At 50.0% G+C, this 17,498-nt stretch carries 29 protein-coding genes; 3 read left to right on the top strand and 26 right to left on the bottom strand.

Going from position 1 to position 17,498, the window contains the following annotated elements; all coding sequences use genetic code 11:
- Positions 1–6: 6 nt before the first annotated feature.
- A complete protein-coding gene (locus tag ACGHZ6_RS02440; protein WP_390617199.1) occupies positions 7–288 on the top strand; it encodes an NAD(P) transhydrogenase subunit alpha in 282 nt (93 codons plus the stop codon).
- 3 nt (positions 289–291) lie between these two features.
- Positions 292–1,737, top strand: a complete 1,446-nt coding sequence (locus ACGHZ6_RS02435; protein ID WP_390617198.1) for an NAD(P)(+) transhydrogenase (Re/Si-specific) subunit beta — start codon at positions 292–294, stop codon at positions 1,735–1,737.
- 88 nt (positions 1,738–1,825) lie between these two features.
- On the opposite strand, the gene ACGHZ6_RS02430 is transcribed toward ACGHZ6_RS02435, so the two are convergent.
- Positions 1,826–2,149 (bottom strand): c-type cytochrome, encoded by a 324-nt coding sequence (locus ACGHZ6_RS02430; RefSeq protein WP_390617197.1) that lies wholly within the window; start codon positions 2,147–2,149, stop codon positions 1,826–1,828.
- A gap of 270 nt (positions 2,150–2,419) precedes the next feature.
- Between ACGHZ6_RS02430 and ACGHZ6_RS02425 the strand changes: the two genes are divergently transcribed.
- Positions 2,420–3,250, top strand: a complete 831-nt coding sequence (locus tag ACGHZ6_RS02425; RefSeq protein WP_390617196.1) for a methylated-DNA--[protein]-cysteine S-methyltransferase — start codon at positions 2,420–2,422, stop codon at positions 3,248–3,250.
- A 374-nt stretch (positions 3,251–3,624) separates the two neighbouring features.
- On the opposite strand, the gene ACGHZ6_RS02420 is transcribed toward ACGHZ6_RS02425, so the two are convergent.
- From ACGHZ6_RS02420 to rplB, 25 genes are all read right to left on the bottom strand, one after another.
- On the bottom strand, positions 3,625–5,241 hold the full coding sequence (locus tag ACGHZ6_RS02420; RefSeq protein WP_390617195.1) for a methyl-accepting chemotaxis protein: 1,617 nt from the start codon (positions 5,239–5,241) through the stop codon (positions 3,625–3,627).
- A 221-nt stretch (positions 5,242–5,462) separates the two neighbouring features.
- On the bottom strand, positions 5,463–5,849 hold the full coding sequence (gene rplQ / locus ACGHZ6_RS02415) for a 50S ribosomal protein L17 (protein ID WP_390617194.1): 387 nt from the start codon (positions 5,847–5,849) through the stop codon (positions 5,463–5,465).
- A gap of 139 nt (positions 5,850–5,988) precedes the next feature.
- Positions 5,989–6,990 carry a DNA-directed RNA polymerase subunit alpha gene (locus ACGHZ6_RS02410; RefSeq protein WP_390617193.1) on the bottom strand — a complete coding sequence of 334 codons (1,002 nt, stop codon included), beginning with the start codon at positions 6,988–6,990 and terminating at the stop codon, positions 5,989–5,991.
- A gap of 25 nt (positions 6,991–7,015) precedes the next feature.
- The gene (gene rpsD, locus ACGHZ6_RS02405; RefSeq protein WP_390617192.1) at positions 7,016–7,636 is read right to left on the bottom strand and encodes a 30S ribosomal protein S4; all 621 of its coding nucleotides are present in this window, start codon (positions 7,634–7,636) and stop codon (positions 7,016–7,018) included.
- A 12-nt stretch (positions 7,637–7,648) separates the two neighbouring features.
- Positions 7,649–8,038: a 30S ribosomal protein S11 gene (gene rpsK / locus ACGHZ6_RS02400; protein WP_390617191.1), complete on the bottom strand. Its 390-nt coding sequence runs from the start codon at positions 8,036–8,038 to the stop codon at positions 7,649–7,651.
- A 39-nt stretch (positions 8,039–8,077) separates the two neighbouring features.
- Complete coding sequence (rpsM, locus tag ACGHZ6_RS02395) at positions 8,078–8,434, bottom strand: 30S ribosomal protein S13 (RefSeq protein WP_390617190.1); 357 nt, start codon at positions 8,432–8,434, stop codon at positions 8,078–8,080.
- 265 nt (positions 8,435–8,699) lie between these two features.
- The gene (rpmJ, locus tag ACGHZ6_RS02390) at positions 8,700–8,816 is read right to left on the bottom strand and encodes a 50S ribosomal protein L36 (protein WP_390617189.1); all 117 of its coding nucleotides are present in this window, start codon (positions 8,814–8,816) and stop codon (positions 8,700–8,702) included.
- Positions 8,817–8,841: 25 nt separating this feature from the next.
- Positions 8,842–10,185, bottom strand: coding sequence for a preprotein translocase subunit SecY (secY, locus tag ACGHZ6_RS02385; RefSeq protein ID WP_390617188.1), 1,344 nt, complete (start codon positions 10,183–10,185; stop codon positions 8,842–8,844).
- A 63-nt stretch (positions 10,186–10,248) separates the two neighbouring features.
- Positions 10,249–10,683, bottom strand: a complete 435-nt coding sequence (gene rplO, locus ACGHZ6_RS02380; protein ID WP_390617187.1) for a 50S ribosomal protein L15 — start codon at positions 10,681–10,683, stop codon at positions 10,249–10,251.
- Between the two features lies 1 nt (position 10,684).
- A complete protein-coding gene (gene rpmD, locus ACGHZ6_RS02375; protein WP_390617186.1) occupies positions 10,685–10,870 on the bottom strand; it encodes a 50S ribosomal protein L30 in 186 nt (61 codons plus the stop codon).
- 36 nt (positions 10,871–10,906) lie between these two features.
- Positions 10,907–11,416: a 30S ribosomal protein S5 gene (rpsE, locus tag ACGHZ6_RS02370; RefSeq protein WP_390617185.1), complete on the bottom strand. Its 510-nt coding sequence runs from the start codon at positions 11,414–11,416 to the stop codon at positions 10,907–10,909.
- A gap of 10 nt (positions 11,417–11,426) precedes the next feature.
- Positions 11,427–11,777, bottom strand: a complete 351-nt coding sequence (gene rplR / locus ACGHZ6_RS02365) for a 50S ribosomal protein L18 (protein ID WP_390617184.1) — start codon at positions 11,775–11,777, stop codon at positions 11,427–11,429.
- Between the two features lie 10 nt (positions 11,778–11,787).
- Positions 11,788–12,321 (bottom strand): 50S ribosomal protein L6, encoded by a 534-nt coding sequence (rplF, locus tag ACGHZ6_RS02360; RefSeq protein ID WP_390617183.1) that lies wholly within the window; start codon positions 12,319–12,321, stop codon positions 11,788–11,790.
- Between the two features lie 28 nt (positions 12,322–12,349).
- Positions 12,350–12,742 (bottom strand): 30S ribosomal protein S8, encoded by a 393-nt coding sequence (gene rpsH / locus ACGHZ6_RS02355; RefSeq protein WP_390617182.1) that lies wholly within the window; start codon positions 12,740–12,742, stop codon positions 12,350–12,352.
- Between the two features lie 30 nt (positions 12,743–12,772).
- Complete coding sequence (gene rpsN / locus ACGHZ6_RS02350) at positions 12,773–13,078, bottom strand: 30S ribosomal protein S14 (RefSeq protein WP_390617181.1); 306 nt, start codon at positions 13,076–13,078, stop codon at positions 12,773–12,775.
- Positions 13,079–13,089: 11 nt separating this feature from the next.
- Positions 13,090–13,629: a 50S ribosomal protein L5 gene (rplE, locus tag ACGHZ6_RS02345; protein WP_390617180.1), complete on the bottom strand. Its 540-nt coding sequence runs from the start codon at positions 13,627–13,629 to the stop codon at positions 13,090–13,092.
- A gap of 40 nt (positions 13,630–13,669) precedes the next feature.
- Positions 13,670–13,987, bottom strand: coding sequence for a 50S ribosomal protein L24 (rplX, locus tag ACGHZ6_RS02340; RefSeq protein ID WP_390617179.1), 318 nt, complete (start codon positions 13,985–13,987; stop codon positions 13,670–13,672).
- A 41-nt stretch (positions 13,988–14,028) separates the two neighbouring features.
- The gene (rplN, locus tag ACGHZ6_RS02335) at positions 14,029–14,397 is read right to left on the bottom strand and encodes a 50S ribosomal protein L14 (RefSeq protein WP_390617178.1); all 369 of its coding nucleotides are present in this window, start codon (positions 14,395–14,397) and stop codon (positions 14,029–14,031) included.
- A gap of 30 nt (positions 14,398–14,427) precedes the next feature.
- Positions 14,428–14,694, bottom strand: a complete 267-nt coding sequence (rpsQ, locus tag ACGHZ6_RS02330) for a 30S ribosomal protein S17 (RefSeq protein WP_390617177.1) — start codon at positions 14,692–14,694, stop codon at positions 14,428–14,430.
- A gap of 2 nt (positions 14,695–14,696) precedes the next feature.
- Positions 14,697–14,888 (bottom strand): 50S ribosomal protein L29, encoded by a 192-nt coding sequence (gene rpmC, locus ACGHZ6_RS02325; protein ID WP_390617176.1) that lies wholly within the window; start codon positions 14,886–14,888, stop codon positions 14,697–14,699.
- Positions 14,888–15,301: a 50S ribosomal protein L16 gene (gene rplP, locus ACGHZ6_RS02320; RefSeq protein WP_390617175.1), complete on the bottom strand. Its 414-nt coding sequence runs from the start codon at positions 15,299–15,301 to the stop codon at positions 14,888–14,890. The genes rpmC and rplP overlap by 1 nt, the downstream gene beginning before the upstream one ends.
- A 12-nt stretch (positions 15,302–15,313) precedes the next feature.
- Positions 15,314–15,994: a 30S ribosomal protein S3 gene (gene rpsC, locus ACGHZ6_RS02315; RefSeq protein WP_390617174.1), complete on the bottom strand. Its 681-nt coding sequence runs from the start codon at positions 15,992–15,994 to the stop codon at positions 15,314–15,316.
- Positions 15,995–16,005: 11 nt separating this feature from the next.
- Positions 16,006–16,338: a 50S ribosomal protein L22 gene (gene rplV / locus ACGHZ6_RS02310; protein WP_390617173.1), complete on the bottom strand. Its 333-nt coding sequence runs from the start codon at positions 16,336–16,338 to the stop codon at positions 16,006–16,008.
- A 16-nt stretch (positions 16,339–16,354) separates the two neighbouring features.
- On the bottom strand, positions 16,355–16,630 hold the full coding sequence (gene rpsS / locus ACGHZ6_RS02305; protein ID WP_390617172.1) for a 30S ribosomal protein S19: 276 nt from the start codon (positions 16,628–16,630) through the stop codon (positions 16,355–16,357).
- A 31-nt stretch (positions 16,631–16,661) separates the two neighbouring features.
- On the bottom strand, positions 16,662–17,489 hold the full coding sequence (rplB, locus tag ACGHZ6_RS02300) for a 50S ribosomal protein L2 (protein WP_390617171.1): 828 nt from the start codon (positions 17,487–17,489) through the stop codon (positions 16,662–16,664).
- Positions 17,490–17,498 lie beyond the last annotated feature (9 nt).

The raw sequence follows: 17,498 nt of genomic DNA, 5'->3' as shown, positions 1-17,498 counted from the left end.
TAGATCATGGATATGAGTATTATGCATCTGGCCTTGTTCGTCTTGGCCGTATTCCTGGGTTTCGAACTGATCACCAAGGTTCCACCCACACTTCACACCCCACTGATGTCGGGTACCAATGCCATTTCCGGTATTACCATCGTCGGCGCCATTCTGGCTGCCGGCCACGGTGGTAACGAAACCATGGTAAACGTGCTGGGCTTCATTGCCGTTGCTCTGGCGACCATTAACGTAGTGGGTGGTTTTATGGTGACCAACCGCATGCTGGCGATGTTCAAGAGGAAGTAAGTCATGAATGCGAACTTGATCGAAATCGCCTACATTGTTGCGGCGTCCCTGTTTATTCTGGGCATCAAGGGCTTGTCCAAGCCTAAAACCGCTGTTCGTGGTAACCAACTTGCGGCCAGCGGTATGCTGGTGGCGATTGTTGTAACCCTGCTGAACAACGAAATCGTTAGCTTCGAGTGGATCATTGCTGGTGCCGTTGTAGGTGCTATCGTTGGCGCCACCCTGGCTATCAAGATTCAGATGACCGCGATGCCTCAGCTGATTGCTCTGCTGAACGGTTTTGGTGGTGGTGCATCTCTGGCCATTGCTGCCGCAGAGTTCCTGAAGTCTCAACCTGCCGCACAAGGTGACTTGGCTGCAGCGGCTGCTGAAGCTGTGGGCGCTGCTACCGGTGTAGGCGCAGGCATGGGCACAGTAGCCATGATTGCCACCGGTGCTGCGGTATTTATTGGCTCAGTAACCCTGACCGGTTCTTTTGTGGCGTTTGCCAAACTGCAAGAACTGATTGATGGCCAGCCTAAAGGCTTCCCAGGCATGAAAGCGGTTAACGCTATCCTGCTGGTAGGCTCTATTATCGCCATCGGTTACATGACCACCGACCCAACCAACACCCAGGTTTTCTGGGGCATTGTTGCGGCGGCCTGTGTTATGGGGATCCTGCTGGTAATGCCAATCGGTGGTGCCGATATGCCTGTGGTTATCGCCCTGCTGAACTCCTACTCCGGTATTGCAGCAGCAGCGGCTGGTTTTGTGATGGGCAACAGCGCTCTGATCGTGACCGGTTCTCTGGTAGGTGCCTCCGGTATCATCCTGACACAAATCATGTGTGTGGCGATGAACCGCTCCCTGTTCAACGTACTCTTCGGTGTTATGGCTGAAGCTGGCGAAACCATGGATGCCGACGAAGTCTACGCCGGCAAGGTTAAATCCAGCTCCCCGGATGAAGTCGGTATGCTGCTGGAAACCGCCCGCCGCGTTGTGATCGTGCCTGGTTTTGGTCTGGCGATGGCTCAGGCTCAACACGCCGTACGTGATCTGTCTGACACTCTGGAAGAAATGGGTATTGAAGTTGAATACGCCATTCACCCGGTTGCCGGTCGTATGCCTGGTCACATGAACGTACTGATGGCAGAAGCAGAAGTTTCCTACGACAAGCTGAAGGAAATGGATGTTATCAACCCGACCTTTGAGCAAACTGACGTTGCCATCGTAATCGGTGCGAACGACGTAACCAACCCAATGGCCCGTGAAGACAAAGGTAGCCCAATCTACGGCATGCCAATTCTGAACGTGGACAAAGCCAAAACCGTGGTTGTGGTTAAGCGTTCTCTGTCTGCCGGTTTCGCCGGTCTGCCTAACCCACTGTTCGCTAAAGACAACACCCTGATGTTGTTCGGCGACGGTAAAGGCGCGATTCTGGATCTGGTAGCGGCTTTGAAAGAAGCCTAATACCTAATCCAGGACACAAAAAAAGGCCGAAGCAGGGAACTGCTTCGGCCTTTTTTATTAGATAGCTGACGCTTATTTCAAGCTGCTCTTACTTCAAACCACTATAGTAAGCCGCCAGATTCGCAATATCAGCATCGCTCAAACCAGCCGCCATGCCATACATAATGGCCGCTTGACCACCGGAACGCTGCTTAAGCTTGTAAGCTTTCAACGCGGACTCCAGGTAAGGAGCGTTTTGGCCAGCCAGGTTAGGGTACGTAGGCACACTGGCGATACCATTAGCGCCGTGACAAGCAGCGCACATAGCCGCCTTGGCTTTACCTGCCGCCGCATCACCAGCCAGTGAAACCTGTGGCGCCATAGCCACTACCGCAGCACTCAACAGTGCAGCTTTAACAACACGTTTCATCATGTGTCTTTCTCCTTTCAAATTACAATAAATCAGGACAATCAATCAGGTATATAAATTCTTATTGGAGGCCCATGCTGACATATAAGCTAGGGCTATCGCAATGTTCCATATCAATTCTTTTTGTTATTTGATTCCAACAACTTACATCTCATCACACCACCTAAGATACGCGGAGTAACTGAATAACAGCTTAATCAACACCAGTGGGTAATCGACAGCTAATGACAAGAATCGGGTGGTTTAGCAACCTAAACGGGGTAGACTGCCAGCATGAACAAGCCAGCCCCGCCCCCAACATCGGAAAACTATCATAAGATCGCTTTAGCTATCTGCTATATCCGCGATCACCTGCAGCAACAGCCCTCGCTGGAACAGATTGCCACGCATATTGGTTTAAGCCCGCACTACACCCAGCGTCTGTTCCAGCAGTGGGCGGGATTATCACCCAAAGCGTTTTTACAGTTCCTTACCCGCCAGTCCTGCCTCACCCGACTAAGTGAAGGCGAGGATGTGCTAAACACCAGCCTGGCCAGTGGCCTGAGCAGCCCAAGCCGCCTGCATGACTTGTGTTTGCACTGGGATGCCATGACCCCGGGCAGCGTGCGACGTAAAGGCCAGGGCCTGCATATTGAATACAGTTGGCAGCCGACCCTTATTGGCCGAGCTTTACTCGCCACAACTGACAGAGGCTTGTGCTACCTGGATTTCAGCGAACAAGACTGCGGTGAGGCAGAACTTCTACAGCGCTGGCCCAACGCCAGCTTTCAACACTCCCACCATAACCCCGCGCACCAGAAGATAGCCAGCCAGCTCTTTTTACCCCACAGAGAACTACAGCTGCACATTATCGGCAGCCCCTTTCAACACAAGGTATGGGAGGCACTGATTCGCCTGCCTGCAGGACAGTTAACCAGTTATGGTCAACTGGCATCTGCCATCGGCAAGACCGGCGCGAGCAGAGCGGTGGGCACCGCCGTGGCACAAAACCCTATCGGCCTGTTGATCCCCTGCCATCGCGTTATTCGCCAGGATGGCGACATTGGTAATTACCACTGGGGCTGCGAGCGAAAAGCCGCCCTGCTGCTGCACGAGCAATCTTAATTAACTAACGCTCTTCAGCATTGACACCCTATTCGTGGCGCCGCGATCTGTGGGATATTTCTTACACATATTGGCGCAATTTCGCACTACAAAATCCCCAATCTGGGCCTACAGTTAATAGACCAGATGATGGTCTTCACGGCTATCACATGAACACAAAAGCGAGGTTGGCGGTATGGATATTCAGTTTGGACTAAGAGAAATGACTTTCCTGGTGCTGTGCCCGTTGCTGGCAGCAGCCGCTCACTATTCACTGCTTAATTTGATGCACCTTTAAGTACGCACAACATAAACCAAGATACTCTCCCTCATCAGGCAGCTGCTTACAGGATGTTTCAGGTGCCTCTCTTTTTATACCCAACACCAACAGACTATTAAGCACAGAACAGCTGTAAACGCTGCTCCAAGGTACGGGACAATTCTGCGACCTGCCGGCTGGTCCCAGTGGCCTGCGTCGATAGCTCGGCGGTCTGACTGGCCAGCTCATCCACGCGCTGCACACGAACCCCTACTTCACCCACAATAGCCTGCTGATTTTGACTGGCGTTCTCAATCGCACGGGTACGCTCATCAATCAAGGATACACCGGTGATAATGGCCTCAATCGATTGGCCCGCCAAGCGCGCCTGCTCCACACTTTCTCGAGCTGCACGCTCACCGGACTCCATTTGCTCAGCCGCTCGCTGAGTGCCCTGCTGGATGTTTTCGATAATCTCCTGAATCTCTTTGGTAGATTCAGAGGTACGGCTGGCAAGTTGCCTCACCTCGTCAGCCACCACCGCAAATCCACGCCCCTGCTCACCGGCTCGAGCAGCCTCAATGGCAGCATTAAGCGCCAGAAGATTCGTCTGCTCTGCAATGCCTTTAATAACGGCCAAAACACTGCCGATATTTTCCCCTGCCTCTTTTAACTCATACATACCAGACGCAGTTTCCTGCACTTGATCGGACACACCGGAAATTGAGGCCATAGTCTCCATCACGGTGGAATTACCCTGCTGGGCAGCGCCATCAGCTTCAGTGGAGGCGGAATTGGCGTGGGCGACGTTGGTCAGCACCGTATTGGCCACCTGATTAACCTCATCCATCCCCTGCACCATATGGTTGATCTGCTCCTGCTGCTCACTGGCCTGGCTTTGGGTTTTTTCACTCACCAATACCAACTCTTCGGCAGCGCCATACACCTGGTTGGCACTGGTTTGTAGTTCGCGAATCATCTCACCAATTTCCGTCATCATACGGTCGAAGCGTCGCCCCATATCACCGAATTCATCGCCCATAGGAAGATCCGCACGCACGGTAAGATCTTTGTTCTTCTCGATGGTGGTAATGGTGTTGAGCATACGAGACAGGCGATTAGTAATACCGGTATACAACCAAACACCAAAGGCAATCACCAGCACAGTCGCTAGCGCCAACGTAATCAACAAACTTAACTGCGCCTTGTCGGCAACAGCTTGCGCCTCCGTACTAGCTTCATTAGCTAGCATGCCCTGTACCTGCACCAGCTCATCAAGCACCGCAAGAATAGGCTCGATGCTTGGGTAAAGCTCCAGATCAACGAAACTCCCCATGCTATAACTGGATTTTTCATCGATAAAACCTTCCAGCTTCGCAATTGCAGCCTCAGCTTTTGCTAAAGCCTCTTCACCATCGGCCAGAATCTCTTTTTCTCGCTCTGTCAGCGGGCCACTGCGGTAAATGCCCCACTCGGTATTAATGGTGCTCTTGGCCTCTTCCAGGGCTTTTTTAGCTTCACCCCAGAACAACATTTGGCCACGGGTTTTATGGGCAAGATCAACAATACCCTGGGTATAGTGCCGGGCGATGCGATTTAATCGCCAGACGGGAATCAACCGCTCTTCAGTTAAGCGCGTGGCCGTATGGGAAACAGATTGCAGTTCATTTATCGCCAGCCCAGCCACACCAGCTGAGGCAACTAGCGGCAATAAAATCAGTAGTATTAATTTGGTTCTTACTTTTAATCTCACAATCCTTCCCCTTTAAAAGCCTATTAGCATTAGGCCTTTGTGATGTCGGTCGGATTTTGCAGAGATTAAATGAATTTTTTGTTACAACGCTTACAACAAATATTTATAGAAGATGACAAATCCGTTACAAAAAACTATGAATGCATTCCTTAAACTCCAGACATAAAAAAACCGGGTAAAAACCCGGTTTTTTTATGTCTCAGAAGAGAGCCTGTTAAGACTTAATCTTCTTCAACAACTTCCGCATCAACTGGACGATCTACCAGTTCAACGTAAGCCATTGGTGCCTTATCGCCAGTACGGTAACCGCACTTGAGGATACGAATGTAGCCACCAGGACGACTTTCGTAGCGAGGGCCCAGCTCGTTGAACAGTTTGCCAACAGCAGCTTTGTTACCCAGACGAGAGAAAGCCAGACGACGATTAGCAACGCTGTCTTTCTTGCCCAGAGTAATCAGAGGCTCAAGAACGCGACGCAGTTCTTTTGCCTTTGGCAGGGTAGTTTTAATTAACTCGTGCTCAACCAGTGAAATGCTCATGTTTTTGAACATGGCTTTACGGTGTGAGCTATTACGATTCAGTTGACGGCCACTTTGACGATGACGCATAACTCTAAATCCTATACTTTTGATTGCTAAGCCCGCGCAAGCGCAGCGTACAATCTTGTTGATGGCCGCCTCTGTTTGCGTGACGGCCCTTTACCAAATCTACTTAAGTCAGCCCTGCAAAAGAGGACCTTAGAATGACTTAAGGATTAACTCTGTCGTCGTTCTTCAAGCTGGCTGGTGGCCAGTTTTCCAAACGCATACCGAGGGACAAACCACGAGAAGCCAGAATGTCTTTAATCTCGGTAAGAGACTTTTTACCCAGGTTCGGAGTCTTCAGCAGCTCTACTTCGGTACGCTGAATCAGGTCACCGATGTAGTAAATGTTTTCTGCTTTCAGACAGTTGGCGGAACGTACGGTCAACTCCAGGTCATCAACTGGGCGCAGCAGAACAGGATCGATTTCCTCTTCGCGTTGCTCAGGCTCAGACTCTTTCTCACCTTCCAGGTCAACAAACACTGCCAGCTGATGCTGCAGGATAGTTGCCGCGCGACGAATCGCTTCTTCAGGGTCGATAGTACCGTTGGTTTCCAGGTCCAGAACCAGTTTATCCAGGTCAGTGCGCTGCTCTACACGGGCGCTCTCAACAGAGTACGACAGACGACGTACCGGGCTGTAAGAAGCATCCAGTTGCAGACGACCAATTGCACGAGTCTCTTCGTCGTCACTGCGACGAGCATCAGCTGGCTGGTAACCGCGACCACGAGCAACAGTCAACTTCATGTTGAAGTCGATATCACCAGTGATGTTAGCAATTACGTGCTCAGGATTACGGATCTCAACTTCGTGATCCACCTGAATATCACCAGCAGTTACAACACCTGGGCCTTTCTTGCTCAGGGTCAGAACAGCTTGATCTTTACCGTTCATTACAACGGCAACGCCTTTCAGGTTCAGCAGGATTTCGATTACGTCTTCCTGTACACCTTCAATGGCGCTGTACTCGTGCAGTACACCGTCGATCTCTGCTTCTATGATGGCGCAGCCAGGCATAGAAGACAGCAGAATACGACGCAGCGCATTGCCAAGGGTATGGCCGAAACCACGCTCCAGTGGTTCAAGAACCACTTTGGCACGGGTTGGGCCGGTTTCAGTAACGTCGATATGACGCGGGGTCAAAAACTCGTTTACAGCACTCTGCATAGCCACACCTTTAGCGATTAGTCCCTTACTTAGAGTAAAGCTCTACAATGAGGTTTTCGTTGATTTCTGCTGGCAGGTCAGAACGATCAGGTACACGCTTGAAGGTACCTTCTTTCTTGTCAGCATTAACGTCAACCCATTCTACCTCTGCGCGTTGAGAGGCTACAGTCAGAGCCTGCTGAATACGCAGTTGGTTTTTGGCTTTCTCACGAACAGCTACTACATCACCAGGGTTAACCTGGAAAGAAGCGACGTTAACAGTTACACCGTTAACCTGAATCGCTTTGTGAGATACCAGCTGACGTGCTTCTGCACGGGTAGCACCGAAGCCCATACGATAAACAACGTTATCGAGACGACCTTCCAGCAACTTCAGCAGGTTTTCACCAGTAGCACCCTTACGACGGGCAGCTTCTTTGTAGTACAGACGGAATTTCTTTTCCAGTACGCCGTACAAACGACGAACTTTTTGTTTCTCACGCAGCTGAACACCGTAGTCAGACAGACGGCCACGACGAATACCGTGAACACCTGGGGCGTTTTCAGCTTTACATTTTGAATCTAACGCGCGAACACCGCTCTTCAGGAAAAGATCGGTACCTTCACGACGCGCCAGTTTACAAGTTGGTCCAATATAACGTGCCATTGTTCAGCCCCCTTATACGCGACGTTTCTTCGGCGGACGACAGCCGTTGTGTGGAATCGGAGTCACGTCAGTAATGTTAGTGATTTTGTAACCAACATTATTCAGTGCGCGAACAGCAGATTCACGACCAGGTCCTGGACCTTTAACTTCTACGTCCAGATTTTTCAGACCATAGTCTTTGGCAGCTTCGCCAGCACGCTCAGCAGCAACCTGAGCAGCGAATGGGGTACTTTTACGTGAACCGCGGAAACCAGAACCACCAGCGGTAGCCCAGCTCAGGGTATTACCCTGACGGTCAGTAATAGTCACGATAGTGTTGTTAAAAGACGCATGAATATGAGCAACGCCATCAACAACGGTCTTTTTCACCTTTTTACGGGTGGTTTTACTTGGCTTGGCCATAGTAACTCCTAACCTTGTCTCTTGCTGTTAACAGCAGGATTATTTCTTGATCGGCTTGCGCGGGCCCTTACGGGTACGTGCATTAGTCTTAGAACGCTGACCACGAACTGGCAAGCTGCGACGATGACGCAGACCGCGGAAGCAGCCCAGGTCCATCAAGCGCTTGATGCTCATGGATACTTCACGGCGCAGATCACCTTCTACAGTGAACTTGCCAACTTCGGCGCGCAGTGCGTCGATTTGATCTTCAGACAAAGAGCTAATCTTGGTAGATTCTGCGATACCAGTAGCGGCACAGATCTGCTTAGCTCGGGTTTTACCGATCCCAAAAACATAGGTCAGGGAGATAACGGCGTGTTTGTTATCTGGTATGTTGACACCAGCAATACGGGCCATTCAACTTACTCCACGTATATCTAAAATTCAGCGCTGACGTAGTATTACGCCACTCTTTTCACTTCAATATTGGCTCTAAACCCACCAAAAAGGCATAGGCGAGCCAAAAGGGCGCGAAAGAATAGCGGTAAAACCACCAAAAAGCAATAGCCCGAAGGTTTCCCTTCGAGCGACAGTCAACGCCTCCAATCCAAAGGCCAGCCCCGAGGGGCTGGCCTTTGGTTATAGCTCACAACTGCTATACCAGCCAGTTGCAGCTAAATTCTTAGCCTTGGCGCTGCTTGTGACGAGGCTCAGCACTGCAAATAACGCGAACAGTGCCTTTACGACGTACAACTTTACAGTTCCGGCAAATCTTCTTAACTGAAGCACGAACTTTCATGATCCAACTACCTCAACTTTACTGACTAACGGCCGATGCCGCTGCCATAACCTTTTAAATTCGATTTCTTCATGATGGAATCATACTGATGACTCATCATGTGTGACTGCACTTGTGACATAAAGTCCATCACTACCACAACAACAATCAGTAGTGAGGTTCCGCCCAGGTAGAAAGGTACGTTAGTAGCTACTACCAGGAACTGCGGAAGCAAACAAACAGCCGCAATATAGATGGCACCAACCACAGTCAAGCGGGTCAGAACCTTGTCAATGTACTTCGCAGATTGCTCACCTGGGCGAATACCGGGGATATAAGCACCGGACTTCTTCAGGTTATCGGCCACTTCATTCGGGTTAAACATCAACGCCGTATAGAAGAAGCAGAAGAACACAATCAATGCCGCAAACAAAATAAAGTTCAGCGGCTGACCCGGGCCAATGGCCAGAGCAAGTTCTTGCAAAATATCACTACCAACACCTTCACCACCCTGGCCGAACCACTGGGCAATAGAGGCTGGGAACAGCAACAAGCTACTAGCGAAAATTGCCGGGATAACACCCGCCATGTTCACTTTCAGTGGCAAATGGCTGCTCTGCGCGGCAAAGACCTTACGGCCCTGCTGACGCTTGGCGTAGTTTACCGTAATCCGACGCTGGCCGCGCTCCATACGAACAACGAACCAGATCACCGCAATGGCCAGGAAGCTCATGCCCAGCAACACCAGAATGTGCAAGTCACCTTGGCGGGCACTTTCAAAGGCCTGACCAACAGCACTTGGCAATCCAGCGACAATACCGGCAAAAATCAGCATCGAAATGCCGTTACCAATACCACGCTCAGTGATCTGCTCACCCAGCCACATCATAAAGACGGCACCGGTGACCAGTGAAACTACAGCGACAAAGTAAAAAGTAAAGCCTGGCTCACCGCCGTAGGCTAAACCTTGACCAGCAAGTCCTACCGCCATACCCATACCTTGAACCAAGGCCAACGCTACGGTGAGGTAGCGAGTGTATTGGGTAATCTTACGGCGTCCTGCGTCACCTTCTTTCTTCAATTGCTCCAATGACGGCGTTACCGCGGTCATCAGCTGCATGATAATCGAGGCCGAAATATAAGGCATGATGCCCAGAGCCAGGATACTCATACGCTCCAGTGCACCACCGGAGAACATATTGAACAACCCTAAGATTGTGCCTTGGTTCTGATTAAACAGCGCCGCCACACGATCAGGGTCAATGCCAGGTACCGGAATGTGGGTACCCACGCGATACACAATGATCGCTAAAAAAAGAAAACGAAGGCGAGCCCATAGCTCGCCTAATCCTTTCTGGTTACCTAATGGCAGATTTCCAGGGGTTGCCATAAAACAGTCTCTAATTACTAGTGCTAGTCACTAGCCACTAGAGGACTAGTAACTAGAACTGGCTTATTCTTCGACTTTACCGCCAGCAGCTTCAATGGCTGCTTTAGCGCCTTTGGTTACAGCGAGACCTTTAACAGTAACTGCTTTGGTCAGTTCGCCGGAAAGGAAGATCTTAGCACGTTTCATGTTCTCTTTGATAACGTCAGCCGCTTTCAAAGCTGCCAGATCTACTACGTCGCCTTCAATCAAGTTCAGTTCAGCCAAACGAACCTCAGCAGTAACGCGGCCAATACGGGAAGTAAAACCGTATTTTGGCAAACGCTTCTGAATTGGCATCTGGCCACCCTCGAATCCAGGAACAGTCTGTCCACCGGAACGAGCCTTCTGACCTTTATGACCGCGACCTGCAGTCTTACCAAAACCGCTACCAATACCGCGACCAACGCGTTTCTTGGCTTTTACACGACCAGGTGCAGGACTCAGAGTATTTAAACGCATGTTACTCACCCTCAACCTTAACCAGGTAATTGACTTTGTTGATCATGCCACGAACTGAAGGAGTATCTTCTACTTCAACAGTGTGACCAATGCGGCGCAAGCCCAAGCCTGCAACACAAGCTTGGTGGTTCTTCAGGCGGCCAGCTACGCTTTTCACCTGAGTCACTTGAATTTTTTTCTTAGCCATGGTCCTAATCCAACCTTAATAATCAGTAGTTACTGATTAGTTCAGAATATCTTCAACGCTCTTGCCACGCTTTGCAGCGATAGCTTCTGGAGAAGCCATATCTTTAAGCGCTTTAAAGGTTGCACGAACCACGTTTACAGGGTTAGTAGAACCATAGCACTTGGCAAGTACGTTCTGAACGCCAGCAATTTCGAATACGGCACGCATAGCACCACCGGCAATTACACCAGTACCCTGAGAAGCGGGCTGCATGTAAACCTTGGAACCACCGTGACGGCCAGTCGTTGCGTACTGGATGGTGTCACCGTCCAGCTCAACATTAACCATATTGCGGCGAGCAGCTTCCATAGCCTTTTGGATAGCAGCAGGTACTTCGCGAGCTTTACCGCGACCGAAGCCAACCTTACCATTACCGTCGCCAACTACAGTCAGCGCGGTGAAGGTAAAGATACGGCCACCTTTAACAGTCTTGGCAACACGGTTAACCTGAACCAGCTTTTCCTGCAGGCCTTCGTCGTTACGTTCGTCTTTCTTGTTGTAAGCCATATCTCAACCTTTAGAATTCTAAACCAGCTTCACGAGCAGCGTCAGCCAGAGCAGCTACACGACCGTGGTATTTGAAACCACTACGGTCAAAAGCAACCTGGGTAACGCCGGCCGCTTTAGCGCGCTCAGCGATCAATGCACCTACTGCTTTAGCAGCATCGGCATTACCAGTTTTACCAGAACGCAAAGACTTATCTAAAGTAGAAGCCTGAGCCAGTACCTTGTCACCTTCAGCAGAAATGATCTGCGCGTAGATGTGACGTGGGGTGCGGTTTACACACAAACGGGTAACACCCAACTCACGGATCTTGGCGCGAGCACGACGCGAACGGCGTAAACGAGTTGTTTTCTTATCGCTCATAACCTATGCCCTACTTCTTCTTAGCTTCTTTACGACGTACATATTCGTCAGCGTAGCGAACACCTTTACCTTTGTAAGGCTCTGGTGGACGGAATGCGCGGATCTCCGCGGCTACCTGACCGAGCAGCTGCTTATCAGCGCTCTTCAGTACGATTTCGGTCTGACTTGGGCTTTCTGCGGTTACACCTTCTGGCAGGTTATAAACAACAGGATGGGAGAAACCCAGAGTCAGGTCTACAGATTTGCCCGACACTTTAGTACGGTAACCAACGCCGTTCAGCACCAGTTTCTTTTCGAAACCTTTGCTAACGCCAACTACCATATTGTTGACCAGAGCACGTGTAGTGCCCGCCAACGCGCGGGACTGCTTGGCACCATCACGAGCAGCGAAGGTCAGAACATTTTCGTTCTGAGCAACTTCTACTTTCTCGTTAATTTCCAGTGCCAATGTACCATTGCCGCCTTTTACGGACAGGTCCTGACCCTTCAGGGTCACCTGTACACCAGCAGGTACTTCAACCGGACTATTTGCAACTCGAGACATTGTCGAATTCCCGTTTAATACTTAATTCTTAGAAAACAGTGCAAAGAACTTCACCGCCAACACCCGCTTCGCGAGCTGCACGGTCAGTCATTACACCTTTACTAGTGGATACGATTGCGATACCCAGGCCGCCACGTACGGATGGCAATTCAGCTTTGCCAGCGTAGTTGCGCAGACCAGGACGACTAACGCGATCCAGTTCAGCAATAACAGGCTTACCTTCGAAGTATTTCAGTTCGATGGTCAGCTCTGGTTTTACGTCGCCAGACACTTCGTAACCAGTAACGTAGCCTTCGTCCAACAGAACTTTGGCAACATTTACTTTCAGCTTAGAAGACGGCATAGCAACGTTTGCTTTACCGACTTGTTGAGCGTTGCGGATGCGAGTCAGCATATCTGCCAACGGATCTTGCATACTCATATGACTTTGCTCCTAAATTCAGCTGACTGCTTACCAGCTAGCCTTAACCAGACCAGGGACATCACCACGCATGGCTGCTTCGCGCAGTTTGTTACGGCACAGGCCGAACTTGCGGTATACAGCGTGCGGACGACCAGTTACCTGACAACGACGTTGCTGACGTACAGGGCTGGCATCACGTGGTAGTTTCTGCAGCTTGATTTGCGCTGCCCAAACATCGTCTTCAGAAGACTCTGGATTGGCAATAATCGCCTTCAGCTCAGCACGCTTAGCAGCGAACTTAGCAACAGTGCGAGTACGCTTAGCTTCACGAGCAATCATAGATTTCTTAGCCATGATATCTACCTTTAGCCTTTGAACGGGAAGTTGAAGGCTTTCAGCAAAGCGCGGCCTTCATCATCGTTACGTGCAGTAGTTGTGATACAAATATCCAAACCACGCAGCTTGTCGATTTTGTCGTAATCAATCTCTGGGAAGATGATCTGCTCAGATACACCCATAGAGAAGTTACCACGACCATCAAACTGCTTAGGACTGATACCACGGAAGTCACGAATACGTGGAATAGCGATTGCGATCAAACGCTCCAAAAATTCGTACATGCGCTCTTTACGCAGAGTTACTTTGCAGCCAATCGGCCAATCTTCACGGACTTTAAAGCCTGCGATAGATTTGCGTGCCTTGGTAACCACAACCTTTTGGCCTGTGATTTTTTCCAAGTCGCCGACAGCGTGCTCAAGCACTTTCTTGTCACCAATAGCTTCGCCTACACCCATGTTGACAGTAATTTTGGTAATTTTAGGTACCGCCATTACGTTGTCTAAACCCAGCTCTTCTTTCAGCTTAGGGGCCAGCTCGCTTTGGTAAAGTTCTTTCAACTTAGCCATGTTTTAATACCGTTTGCTATTGCATTCACTTAAGCAAAGCTTAAGCGTCTACAGCTTCGCCGTTGGATTTGAAGATGCGAATCTTCTTGCCGTCTTCAAGGATTTTGAAACCTACACGATCTGCTTTCTGAGTAGCACCGTTAAAGATAGCTACGTTAGAAACCTGGATCGGAGCTTCTTTCTCCACAATCCCACCAGCAACACCCGCTTGCGGGTTAGGTTTTTGGTGTTTCTTAATCATGTGAACACCGGACACGATCAAGCGATTGTCAGCAAGAACGCGAACTACTTTACCGCGCTTACCTTTATCGCGACCTGCGATCACAATCACTTCGTCATCACGTTTAATTTTACGCATAACCCTGTCCTCAAATCTCTCAGGTTACCGGAGGTCTGTATTTACAGAACCTCTGGAGCCAAAGAGATGATTTTCATAAACTTCTCGCCACGTAACTCACGAGTTACTGGGCCGAAAATACGGGTGCCCACTGGAGCATCCTGGTTGTTCAGCAGTACAGCAGCGTTGTCGTCAAATTTGATCAGAGAACCGTCGTTGCGGCGAACACCTTTTTTGGTGCGAACTACAACAGCGTTCATTACCTGACCTTTTTTTACCTTACCGCGGGGGATGGCTTCCTTAACGGTCACCTTAATAATGTCACCCACAGAGGCATAACGACGATGGGAGCCACCAAGCACCTTGATGCACATAACGCGACGGGCACCACTGTTGTCCGCTACGTCCAAGTATGATTGCGTTTGAATCATCGTTCGTCTCCGAAACTTTTAATACGCTGCTTAAATTTCAGCAGCGCGTTCTTCAATTTTAACCAAAGCCCAAGACTTTGACTTTGACAGTGGGCGTGACTCTTGAATAGTCACAACATCACCAGTCTTAGCCTCATTGCTTTCGTCATGAGCCTTCAGCTTGGATGACTTACTGACATACTTGCCATAAATCGGGTGCTTAACACGGCGCTCGATAAGGACAGTAATGGTTTTATCCATTTTGTCGCTAACAACTTTGCCAGTCAGCTGACGTACTAATTTTTCTGCCTGAGCCATCGTTAGTTACCTGCCTTTTCATTCAGCACTGTTTTAATGCGAGCGATATCGCGGCGAACCTGTTTCAACAGGTGAGACTGAGCCAATTGACCAGTAGAAGCCTGCATGCGAAGTTTGAACTGGCTTTCCAGCTGAGTGATCAGCTCGCCATTCAGTTCTTCAACAGATTTTTCGCGGAGTTCTGAAGCTTTCATTACATCACCGAACGTTTCACGAAGGTTGTATTTACTGGCAACTTAGCAGCGGCCAAGGCAAATGCTTCACGTGCGAGATCTTCAGATACACCTTCCATCTCATACAGCACTTTACCGGGCTGAATTTGTGCCACCCAATATTCCACGTTACCCTTACCTTTACCCTGACGTACTTCCAGAGGCTTGGCAGTAATAGGTTTGTCCGGGAACACACGGATCCAAATTTTACCACCACGCTTAATGTGACGAGTCATTGCACGACGTGCTGCCTCGATCTGACGGGCGGTAATGCGTCCGCGGCCTGTCGCTTTCAGGGCAAACTCACCAAAGCTTACCTTTGAACCGCGATGGGCCAGACCACGATTGCGGCCTTTTTGTTGCTTACGAAACTTTGTACGCTTCGGTTGTAGCATCTTGCGTACCCCTTACTTTGAGCCTTTCTTCTTAGGCTTAGCTTTAGCTTCGACTTCTTCGATGCCGCCGATAACTTCGCCCTTGAAGATCCAAACTTTCACGCCAATGATGCCGTAGGTAGTTGACGCCTCGGCCGTGGCGTAGTCAATGTCGGCACGCAAAGTGTGTAGAGGCACACGACCTTCGCGGTACCATTCTGAACGTGCAATTTCAGCACCGCCCAGACGACCACCAACCTGAATTTTGATTCCTTCTGCGCCCTGACGCATGGCATTTTGTACAGCGCGCTTCATAGCGCGGCGGAACATCACACGACGCTCCAACTGCTGTGCAACGCTTTGCGCTACCAGAGCCGCATCCAGATCAGGCTTGCGGATTTCTTCGATGTTGATGTGAACGGGAACGCCCATCTGCTTGCTTACAGCTGCGCGCAGTTTTTCAACATCTTCACCTTTTTTACCAATCACAATACCTGGACGGGCAGTGTGAATAGTAATGCGTGCGGTGTTAGCCGGACGCTCGATGTCTACACGACTTACTGACGCGTGCGCCAGTGATTTCTGAATGTACTCACGTACTTTCAGGTCGGTGTTCAACTTGTCTGCATACTCATCGCTGCCGGCATACCAAGTAGAGGTGTGCTTTTTAACGATGCCCAGACGAATACCTGTCGGATGTACTTTCTGACCCATAGCGTCTACTCTTACTGATCGGCTACTTTAACGGTGATGTGACAAGAACGCTTAAGGATGCGATCTGCACGGCCTTTAGCGCGAGGACGGATACGTTTCATGGTAACGCCCTCATCTACAAAAATCGTAGATACTTTTAACTCGTCAACATCAGCGCCTTCATTGTGCTCGGCGTTTGCAATTGCAGACTCCAGCACTTTCTTGATGATGGCAGCGCCTTTCTTCTGGCTGAAAGCAAGAATGTCCAGAGCCTCTTCAACGTGTTTACCACGAATCTGATCGGCTACCAGACGCGCTTTTTGCGCCGACAGTTGAGCACCGCTTAGCTTTGCTGCTACTTCCATCGTAATTACCTCGCGCTTAACGCTTCGCTTTCTTGTCTGCAATGTGACCGCGATAAGTACGGGTCGCTGCAAACTCGCCTAATTTATGTCCTACCATCTCTTCGTTAACGAGAACGGGGACGTGCTGACGACCGTTGTGCACAGCAATTGTCAGACCCACCATTTCCGGCATAACCATGGAACGGCGAGACCAAGTCTTGATAGGACGACGGTCATTGTTTTCGATCGCAGTCTCAACCTTCTTAATCAAGTGAAGATCGATAAAAGGACCTTTTTTCAGTGAACGTGGCACTCTGTTTTCCTCTTAGCTAGTGCGACCGCGATTATTTCTTACCGCGACGACGAACAATCATGTTATCGGTGCGCTTGTTCTTGCGGGTCTTGTAACCCTTAGTTGGCATACCCCAAGGTGATACAGGATGACGGCCACCAGAGGTACGACCTTCACCACCACCATGCGGGTGATCAACCGGGTTCATTACAACACCACGAACAGTCGGACGCACACCGCGCCAACGAGAGGCACCAGCCTTACCCAGAGAGCGCAAGTTGTGCTCACTGTTAGAAACCTCACCCAAAGTTGCGCGACACTCGCTCAGAACCTTACGCATTTCACCGCTGCGCAGACGCAGAGTGGCGTGACGGCCATCACGGGCAACCAGCTGAGCAGAAGTACCAGCAGAACGTGCGATTTGCGCACCCTTACCAGGCTTCAGTTCAACACAGTGAATTACGCTACCCACAGGAATATTGCGGATCGGCAGAGTGTTACCTACCTTGATTGGCGCATCTTCACCAGACTGGACTTGGTCACCAGCTTTTACACCTTTAGGTGCAATAATGTAGCGACGCTCACCATCCAGGTAGCAAACTAACGCGATGTTAGCACTGCGGTTTGGATCGTATTCCAGACGCTCAACTTTAGCTGGGATTCCGTCTTTGTTACGACGAAAATCAATTACACGGTAGTGCTGCTTGTGGCCACCACCGATATGACGAGTGGTAATACGACCATTATTGTTACGACCGCCTGACTTGGACTTTTTCTCCAGCAGAGGGGCGTAAGGAGCACCTTTGTGCAAATCCGGGTTAACAACGCTTACAACGAAGCGACGACCTGGAGATGTTGGTTTACGTTTTACAATTGGCATCGCAACTAT

This window comes from Maricurvus nonylphenolicus (assembly GCF_042854845.1).
GTDB lineage: Bacteria > Pseudomonadota > Gammaproteobacteria > Pseudomonadales > Cellvibrionaceae > Maricurvus > Maricurvus nonylphenolicus.
Note: the sequence above shows the minus strand (reverse complement) of the source record. Positions and strands in the feature narration are given on the sequence as shown.